At 64.1% G+C, this 8361-nt stretch carries 8 protein-coding genes and 1 pseudogene; all 9 read right to left on the minus strand.

What is annotated here, in order from left to right:
• Window positions 1–42: 42 nt before the first annotated feature.
• Window positions 43–918 carry a substrate-binding domain-containing protein gene (locus AHiyo1_RS11135; protein WP_084784469.1) on the minus strand — a complete coding sequence of 292 codons (876 nt, stop codon included), beginning with the start codon at window positions 916–918 and terminating at the stop codon, window positions 43–45.
• A gap of 186 nt (window positions 919–1104) precedes the next feature.
• Window positions 1105–2040 carry a hypothetical protein gene (locus tag AHiyo1_RS11140; RefSeq protein ID WP_059388608.1) on the minus strand — a complete coding sequence of 312 codons (936 nt, stop codon included), beginning with the start codon at window positions 2038–2040 and terminating at the stop codon, window positions 1105–1107.
• Between the two features lie 2 nt (window positions 2041–2042).
• Window positions 2043–2381: a hypothetical protein gene (locus tag AHiyo1_RS11145; RefSeq protein WP_059388609.1), complete on the minus strand. Its 339-nt coding sequence runs from the start codon at window positions 2379–2381 to the stop codon at window positions 2043–2045.
• A complete protein-coding gene (locus AHiyo1_RS11150) occupies window positions 2378–3541 on the minus strand; it encodes an N-acetylglucosamine-6-phosphate deacetylase (RefSeq protein WP_059388610.1) in 1164 nt (387 codons plus the stop codon). Before AHiyo1_RS11150 ends, AHiyo1_RS11145 begins: the two co-directional genes overlap by 4 nt.
• Window positions 3538–4302, minus strand: coding sequence for a sugar isomerase domain-containing protein (locus AHiyo1_RS11155; RefSeq protein ID WP_059388611.1), 765 nt, complete (start codon window positions 4300–4302; stop codon window positions 3538–3540). Before AHiyo1_RS11155 ends, AHiyo1_RS11150 begins: the two co-directional genes overlap by 4 nt.
• Window positions 4299–5048: a 6-phosphogluconolactonase gene (locus AHiyo1_RS11160; RefSeq protein WP_216363182.1), complete on the minus strand. Its 750-nt coding sequence runs from the start codon at window positions 5046–5048 to the stop codon at window positions 4299–4301. The genes AHiyo1_RS11155 and AHiyo1_RS11160 overlap by 4 nt, the downstream gene beginning before the upstream one ends.
• Window positions 5045–6310 carry an AGE family epimerase/isomerase gene (locus AHiyo1_RS11165; RefSeq protein ID WP_059388612.1) on the minus strand — a complete coding sequence of 422 codons (1266 nt, stop codon included), beginning with the start codon at window positions 6308–6310 and terminating at the stop codon, window positions 5045–5047. The genes AHiyo1_RS11160 and AHiyo1_RS11165 overlap by 4 nt, the downstream gene beginning before the upstream one ends.
• Entirely contained in the window at window positions 6307–7839 is a 1533-nt protein-coding gene (locus AHiyo1_RS11170; RefSeq protein ID WP_059388613.1) for a sodium:solute symporter family protein, read from the minus strand. The genes AHiyo1_RS11165 and AHiyo1_RS11170 overlap by 4 nt, the downstream gene beginning before the upstream one ends.
• A 198-nt stretch (window positions 7840–8037) precedes the next feature.
• Window positions 8038–8361, minus strand: a pseudogene (locus tag AHiyo1_RS11175) (glycosyl transferase); the annotation flags it as partial.

Below are 8361 nucleotides of genomic sequence, written 5' to 3' on the forward strand. Positions count from 1 at the left end.
GGCGGCGAGGCGGCGGATGGGCTGTGGCAGATCGCGGACTATTCAGCTGTCACTGCCACGGCGAGCCTGGACGCTTCCGGTCGATGGGTGATCGAGCTCCGGTTCTAGCGTCAGCGGGCTGGATGCGGGACGGACCGGTCCTGTTGTTCCCCTGAGGACGAGGGTTCCCTCGAAGATGATCCTTGCGCCCGTCAGGCTGGTTGAGCCTGGGTTCTCGGAGAGGGCGGCGACGGCGCGCCGGGCTGCAGCACCGACATTGACCGCGATCGTCGAAAGGGCAGGAAACGTTTCGGTCGCGAGGGTGTCGTCGCATCCGATGACGCTCAAGTCCTTCGGGACGCCAACGCCCGCGGCAGCGAACCCGCCCATCAAGCCGTGCGCGATCACGTCGTCGAAAGCGATGACTGCGGTGACTCCGGACGCTGCCACCGAATCGCTCAGAGCCTTCGCGGCGTCATAGGTGCCCGGGTCCGCACTGAAGTGCATGACCTCGAGGGCGTGGGCCTTCGAGAAGTTGTCCACGGCCGAGCGGCGCTGCTTGTTTGCCCATGATTGTGGTGGCCCGCCGACGTAGGCGATGCGGCGGTGGCCGAGCCCGGACAGGTGCGTCAGACCGGAGCGGATGGCGGCCGTAGTGTCCAGGAGGATCCGGTACGTCTCCGGAACATCGCGGTTGATGAAGGCTACCCGCTGGGAATCGGCGATTTGTCGGATGCGGGACGAAGCGAGCCGGGAGGATACGACGATCAACCCTTCGACCTGGGGCGCCATCCGTGAGATGAGGCGGTCTTCCCGGGTGGGGTCTTCATCCGTGTCCGCCAAGAAGACGGACAGTCCGAGGTCGCTCGCGTAGTTTTGGGCCGCGCGGACCAGTGGAGGGAAGAACGGGTTGGCGATGTCCGGCACGATGAGTCCGATCGCGCCGGCGCGTCCTGTCGAGAGGGCGCGAGCGTGATGGTTCGGTACGTAGGGCGGCGCTCGGCAGCCTTTTGAACCATTGCCACCGTCTCGGGCTTGAGCAGGTTTGGCCGGGTAAAGGCCCTGGACACGGTTGAGGGGCTATGCCGAGTTCGGCCGCCAATTGCGTGATGGTTGGACGGCCCGTCATTGGAGCTCACCCGCGAGCTCCAATGCGGCACGGACCAGGGCTTCCGCGCTGCCAGGCGCGAAGGGGGCAGGCATACCGTAATAGCGGTGCGCGTCCTCCACTTCGTATCCTCCGAAGTCATATTCGTCCGCGCTCGGGAAGTATCCGGGGCACCCGTTGGTGTAGCCCGTGACGAATACGGGCCCTTCGAGCTCGGAGGCGATGGCTTCCGTTGCGGCCAAGAATGGTTCTCCGGGTAGTCCTACGAGGATCAGGCCCTGCCAGTTGAAGACGCTCACTGGCGCGCGCCAGGACATTTTGTCGTCGGGACCGCGGTCCATCGCCCACTGCATCCACGTGTTGAGAAGGGATCGCCGGCCCGGATCGGCAGAAACCGCTTCGGCCTCCCACTGCCGGCCCAACGCCGAGGGGGAAACCGCGTCGCGCGCATTCATTGCGACGCCGACGGTCCTCCGGGCCGCCGAGGTCTCCCGGGAACCGAAGACCGGCAATAGCGGGGTCTCCAACGCGGATGCCGCCACATGTTCTCCGATCTTTCGCGCCTGCTCCATCGTCCTGCCCGTTGAGCCGGAAAGCGAGTACGACGCGTCGGCACGATGGCCCGAGTTGATGTCACCGGCGGTCCCGGGCAGGAAAAGGGCCACTGAGCCTGGGGAACGTTCCTCCAGGACGCTCCTGGTGAACGCCGGATAGTCGCCGCTGATGAGCCGGTTTTCCGGACCCAGGACCACCGGGTGGCACGGATAGAGCAGGATCCAGGCAAGCACTTGTCCGGCTTCGTCGCTGAATGTGGCGACTTGGACGGGCGGGTCCACGGCACGTTCGGGATGGCGTCGGTTCCTGGCAATGTCCACTCCGCGCGATTCGCCGTAGTGCAAGGTGGCAGGCTGTTGGGAGGCCAACGCGGTCTCGGCGGCCTCGTGGCAAGCCACGACTATCTCCTCCAGGAGACCCGGGTCATGGCCTCCGAGTCGGCCCGGCATGACGCACGGACTGCGTGGGTATGCGTCGCGGTGATCGCGACACGTTCCGGCATGAAGGGCAGGCCGCGTGCGATGCGGGTGCATGTGTCTTCGTGCAGGCCGCACACATCCACGGTGATCCAGCACGTGTCATCGACAGCCAACGCCCGGACGGTCAGGGGATCGTGGACACCGGTGCTCGGTTCAGTCCTCGCCGCGAATCCGGCCATTGGGGTACCTGCGGGCGGCGAGATCCCGACGACGGCGGCGCCCACCCTCAGGACGCCCTGCTCGGCTTGGGGGGTACTCATTCCGGTCCGCCGGATACTTTCCGGCCGGACTGGATGACCTCGGTAATGGTCCCGGCTCCGGGTCCCTCCCCGGTGATCAGGACGAAATCTGCCGGGGAACCGACTCGAAGGTGGCCGAGCCCCGGCCGGGTGCCCGGAATCACCCGGGCGGGAGTGGACGTCACCATTTTGAGGGCCTCCGGTAGCTCCAGGCCGACGTTGCGGATCACGTTGCGGAATCCGTCCGGGAGGGTAGCGGCGGCCCCCGCGAGCAGGTCCGTACCCACGTGGGAGAGCCTCCCGCCAGGAGCGAGATCCACGAGGCCGCCCACGGAAGTGCGGTGGCGGCCAGGCGCGCTACCGGCCAGTGCGGTGCTGTCAGACACCAGATAAGCGCGCTCGGGGGTCTTTGCCCTGATCATGACTTTGAGCGTATCGCTGGGCAAGTGGTGGCCGTCCGCTATGAGTCCCGCCGTGAGCCGGTCGTCAGCGAGTTGAGTCCACAGGGCATTCGGATGCCTTGGCAGGGTGGTGGCGATGCCGTTGCCCAGATGGGTGGCCAGACCGGCTCCCGCGGTGATGGCAGCCGTGATTTGTTCAGGACTCGCGTGCGTATGTCCAATGGCCACTTCGACGCCGAGTTCGCGGATCCGGGCGATCTGGGCCGGCGCATCGGGCGTATGTGGGGAGACGGTGACGATACCGACCATTCCGCTTGCGCGAAGCCAGCGCCGAATCTCATCTGCGTCCAAGGGACGGACGAAGGCGGCGTCGTGGACACCGCGGGGACCGTCCTGGTCCGAGATGAAAGGACCCTCGATGTGCACGCAGGGGATGGCTGCCCTGGTGGTCGGATCAATGTCGCAGGCACGCTTGATCTGTTCGAGCGCGACGGTGATTGCCTCCTCCGACGCTGTCACAATGGTCGGGACCCACGTGGTGACGCCCAGTTTCGCAAGCTCCGCGCTCAGGTTGATGATGGTTTGCGGCGAGACGTCGGCGGAGTTGACGTCCAGGCCGCCGTAACCGTTGACCTGGCCGTCGATAAATCCCGGCGCGATCACGGGCACCCCTTGGAAAGGGCCGATCTCCCGCACCGACAGGATGGTCGTGTCGTAGGCGATTTCTATGTTGATCCCCCGGTGGGGGTCTTTGCCCACGATCGTTTTGGGGTGTGTCACAGCTTGTGTACCCGTCCTTTGAAACGTGAAATGAACTGCTGGTTGGCTTCGTCCCCGCCTGGAGCATTTCCCGATCGCCACAATGGCGGCTCAATGCCGATTTCGTTCAGCTTGCCGATGGTGGACATCATGAGCCAGTTGAGGGCGAAGGCGTTGGCGAAGGTGGACACTGCGGCCGTTTTTTCCTTTGCCCCGGGGACCTCCATGACGGCGTCCCCGACCGGAACCTTCGTGTCGATGTGGTGGTCGACGACGTCGTGCAGGTTCAGTTTTTGCGGATGCCGTGCGGGGTGGTCACCGGCTGTTTCCTCCGCGTGCTCGCGCGAGGAAAAGCCGATGGTCGTGACCGATAGTTCGCGTGCCGTCAGCGCCGCGTCAATGAGCGCGCTATTGATGCCGTAGGCGTTGACCAGGATGAGGACATCCCCGGGTCCGAGGCCCGCGTCTTCGATGACGATCCGGCCGTAACCCGGAGTCCGTTCCATGGCCATAGAGCGGAGGGCACCGCCGGAGAGCAGGGTGCCTTCGTCCAAAATAGCCGAGACGTGCATCAACCCGCCTGCCCGGAAGAACACTTCCTGGCTTGCCAGGTTCGAATGACCGCCCGGGCCGTAGATGTGTACCAGTTCGTCCTTGGCTACCTGGGCCGCGAGAATGTCCGCGGCGACTCTGATGTTTTCGGCTTCCTCCAGGCGGATCCGCCCGAGGAGCTCGGTGATTTTTCCAAGGTAGTCGCCCGAGAGCTGCTCATTTGAGTTCATCGCGGATCGGATTCGGCGTCGAGGTAGATGGTGACGTTGGGGTGCGTGCGCAGCGCAGTACCCGGATGGTCTCCGCTGATCGGCTGGTTCAGGGTGTTGTGGACGGCAGTCCTTTTGGCACGGCCTGGCACGGAGGCGATGATTTCGGAGGCATGCAGCAAACGCGGGATGGAGACGGTGATGGCGCGCTGCGGAACGTCGTCGAAACCGGCGAAATGCCCTTCGTCCACCTGTTGCTGGCGGCTTACTTGGTCCAGGTTGATGACGCGGGCGGGCAGCGGGTCGGCGAGGTCGGCCGGGGGATCGTTGAAGGCAAGATGGCCGTTGACCCCCAATCCGAGCAAGACGAGGTCAAAGGGATCTTGGCCCATCAACGTGCCATAGCGCTCCGCTTCGTCTTGGGCAGGGTTCCCCGGGTTGATGCGGTGAAAGGTGGTGGGCGGAAGGAAGCTGAAGAACGTACGTTGCAGCCAGTTTCCGAATCCTTGGGGTGCGTCCGGCTCGAGCGCGAGGTAGTCGTCCATGTGGAAACACGTTATGCGGCTCCAATCGATGCCGGGCTCCTGGACGAGCGCCTGAAGCGTTGCCTCCTGGCTGGGAGCTGCTGCGAGCATCAGCCGGACCTCCCGCTGGTTCCGGAGCGCCTTGCGCAGCGTTTCCGCTGCATGCGCGCCGGCGTGTTCCCCCAGTGCGGCCCGGTCCGGGTGTGTGGAAACGACAGGGCTGTAAGTGGTCAGTGCTGTCACGTGTGTGTCCTTCGGGTTTCTAGTTCAGTAGTCAGGAGGAGGGATCGGGCTATATGGAAGGGGTCCTTGACGGGCAGCGCCACCACCTTGTCGAGGGGCTTCCCCTCGCGGTCGCGGATTTGCAGCCACTCCTGGCCGGAGGGATCCGGAAAGGTGCCGAGGGTGTAGGACCAGATCCGCTCATGCCAATCCAGGAGGTCGGGCCGCCCGAAACGCTCGGCGAGCAGCCTGGTTGCGTAGAGGGCCTCAACCTGGACCCACCACAGCTTGGTGTCCCACGTTTGGGTCACCAACGTTTCGTAGGGGTCGTTGCCGAAAAGCCTGCCCCGCGGTTCATCCCCGGTGCTGTCGACGTATCGGAAGATGCCGCCATGCTGGTCATCCCAACCCGCTTCCAGGGCGCGGATGGCAAGGTCCGGTAGCCAATCCGGAATACGTGGCGCAAGTCCGGGCACTATTTCGGCGGCTTCCATGACCATCCAGAGCATCTCCAACAAGTGGCCGGGGGTGCGGTGGCGGGCCAGGAGCGTGTCCAGGTCATCGCTACTGTCAGGCCGGTATTCCCACCAGGTGTCGGCCTTCCACATGCCTTCGGAGGATCCGTCGCCGAGCAGCTGGGAAAGCGCGGCACCGGCTGTTTCGGCGCTTTCAACAGAGCCGCAGGCCAAATGGAGTTGGGCGCCCACATTCAGGAGCAGCATCAGCCCGGCCGCGTCCTTGAATCCGGCGCGGACGGGGTAGGGCTCGGACGGAGCCTTCCGGGCCTCGATTCTTTCTTCGGCGTGGGCGAGAAGCGCATGGGCTGATTGGAGCCACTCGTCACGTTCGCGGCCAGCCGCTTCGGGAAGCCGGGCTGCACCCGCCAGGCCCAAGCCCGCAAAGAGGTCGGCCAGTACGCTGACGGCGATCTCCCCTTGCGGCCCGGACGGTAGCGCCTGCCCCTCAGCCGATGTGCGGTATGCCGTCACGCTGCCGTCCAAGATGGCGTGTTCTTGGATGAACCTGGCCGTTTCAATCGACAAGGCAGCCCACAACTGGGGATTTTCCGCGATGATCCCGTCCCCGCTGTCAAACGCAATCCTTGAACAGAGCCAAGCCCAGCGGCCTTGGGACCACGTATATTTCTCGTTCGAAAGCAACCGCCCTGCGTTGGAAAAGCAGGTGAAAACCCCTCCGTTTTCCCTGTCCACCCCGTTCTCGAGCCACCAAGGGAGGACTCCCTTGAGCAGCTGATCCCGTATTTCGGATCCAGTTGCGCTCATGCCACGGTGCTTTCGACTGGAATCGATGTGGCCGGCTCAAGGTCCCGGTCAAGGGACTCGACAAGGGCGTCGGATGCTTCGTTGTGCCACGGGCGCAGCCAGCCGAAGACGCAATAGACGATCGCCGAGGCAAGCACCGGAGCGGCCACGTTGATTGTCTGCGCACTGGCCGTGCCCAGGCTCGCGATGGGAGCGGCCAAAGCGTACTTTGCGAGTGCGAAAACGAGCAAACCGGTGGCCCAGGAGAACAGGGCTGCAGATGGGCCGCAGCGCCGGAACGGGCGCAACATCCCCAACAGCATGGGAACGGCGATCGGCCCCACCAAGGCACCGAACCAGAGGATGATCAGGCCCAGGACCCCGCCGAATGAATCCGCGCTCAGGGCGATGACCATCGACAATCCGATGAACAGGAACGTGGAAATCCGGCCACCCAGTAGTTCCGCCCGCGACGTCAGGGGCTGCCGGGAACCGCGCAGCGCAGGGATGATGTCCCGGATGACGACGGCGGAAATCGCGTTGGCGTCCGAAGACGTCATGGCCATGGTGTGTGAGAACATTCCGGCGACGACCAACCCCACCAGGCCGGCCGGCAGCAGTTGCTGGGTCAGGAGCGCATAAGCCTGATCCGGGTGCGTCAGATTGGGCAGGATCAGCGGCGCGGCCCACATCGGGAAGAAAAGCACCAGAGGCCACACGAGATACAGTGCGCCCGAAAGCAGGACTGATTTGCGGGCCGCTGAGCCGGACGGAGCGGCGATGAAGCGTTGAGCCAGGTTCCAGGTTCCGCCGTTGTAGGAAATAGTGCTGATCAGGCAATAGGCGAGGAAGAATCCGATGGTGTAGTCCCCCGCGAATGGCTGTGAGTGCGAGGCCGGCAGACGGGACCAGATTCCCGCGATCGAGGAAACGCCCCCGAGCTTGGCCACGGCGAAGATAAGCATCGCAATGCCCGCTACGGACTGGATGATGAACTGGCCCATATCCGTCAATGCGTCCGCCCACAAACCGCCAATGGTCGAATAGATGAGCGTGACCCCGCCAACGATCAGGATGCCAACGGCGATCGGAACCCCGGCGAACACGTTCAGCAGGATCGCGCTGGCCGCCCATTTGGCCGCAACATCGAAGACTTTCAATGCGGCACCGGACCAAGCCAGTACTTGCTGCGCGGGCAGGTTGTAGCGCGTAGCCAGGTATTCGAGCGGGGAGATGATTCCCAAACGCTGCCTCAGGCGCGGCCAGCGCGGGGCGAAGAAGACAGCGCCAACAAGGCAGGCGATGGTGATGGTGAGCGCCCACCAGACATACAGTGCGAATCCGGTGGTGTAGGCGATGGCGGCGTAGGCCACGAAGACAGCTGCCGAATAGCCGGACATGTGGTGGGAGATTCCCGCCAGCCACCACGGCATCTTCCCGCCGGCTGTGAAGAAGTCCGCGGCGTTTTTCACTCGGCTCTTGGCCCACCAGCCGATCCCTATCATGACGACGAAGTAGGCCCCTAAAACGAGCCAGTCGGCGAAATACATACATCCTCCTTGATGCAACGAAAGCTTGGAAATGGGATCTGCAGTGGCGTCCACTTTTCTCTGCAAACGTTTGCAAAACAAGGGTCTTTTTGAAAGTTTTCTTGCGGGGCCTGGAGGGCGACAGAAAGGCTGTGGCTGTGACCTCGGATTACTCCGCGGTCACCGCCACAACCCGTTTGGGTGCTTCAGCCAGCCGGCTCACCCCGCCAGTGCGTACACCGTGGTCCCGCCGATGGTCTGTGACTGGAAGTTCGCAGCCACCCATTGCGCGATCTGGGCGGGGGCTTCCGATCCGCTGTTCGCCTGCATGGTCCCGCCGGCGATGAAGTAGTGGATCTTGCCCTGTGCAACGAGCTGCTGGAACTGCTCAAGGGTGGGAGACGGGTCCGTGCCGTTGAAACCGCCCACCGCCATGACCGGCAGTTCGGTGGCCAGCTGGTAGCCGGCGGCGTTGTTCGAGCCCACTACGGCGGCCGCCCACGTGTAGTTCGAGGCGCCGGATTTCAGTGCGGCAACCATTTC

The organism is Arthrobacter sp. Hiyo1, from assembly GCF_001263615.2.
Lineage (GTDB): Bacteria > Actinomycetota > Actinomycetes > Actinomycetales > Micrococcaceae > Arthrobacter.

Coding starts and splice junctions, on each gene's coding strand:
- AHiyo1_RS11155 (WP_059388611.1), bottom strand. CDS start 4,302: ATGAACTCAAATGAGCAGCTCTCGGGCGACTACCTTGGAAAAATCACC.
- AHiyo1_RS11145 (WP_059388609.1), bottom strand. CDS start 2,381: ATGAGTACCCCCCAAGCCGAGCAGGGCGTCCTGAGGGTGGGCGCCGCC.
- AHiyo1_RS11165 (WP_059388612.1), bottom strand. CDS start 6,310: ATGAGCGCAACTGGATCCGAAATACGGGATCAGCTGCTCAAGGGAGTC.
- AHiyo1_RS11170 (WP_059388613.1), bottom strand. CDS start 7,839: ATGTATTTCGCCGACTGGCTCGTTTTAGGGGCCTACTTCGTCGTCATG.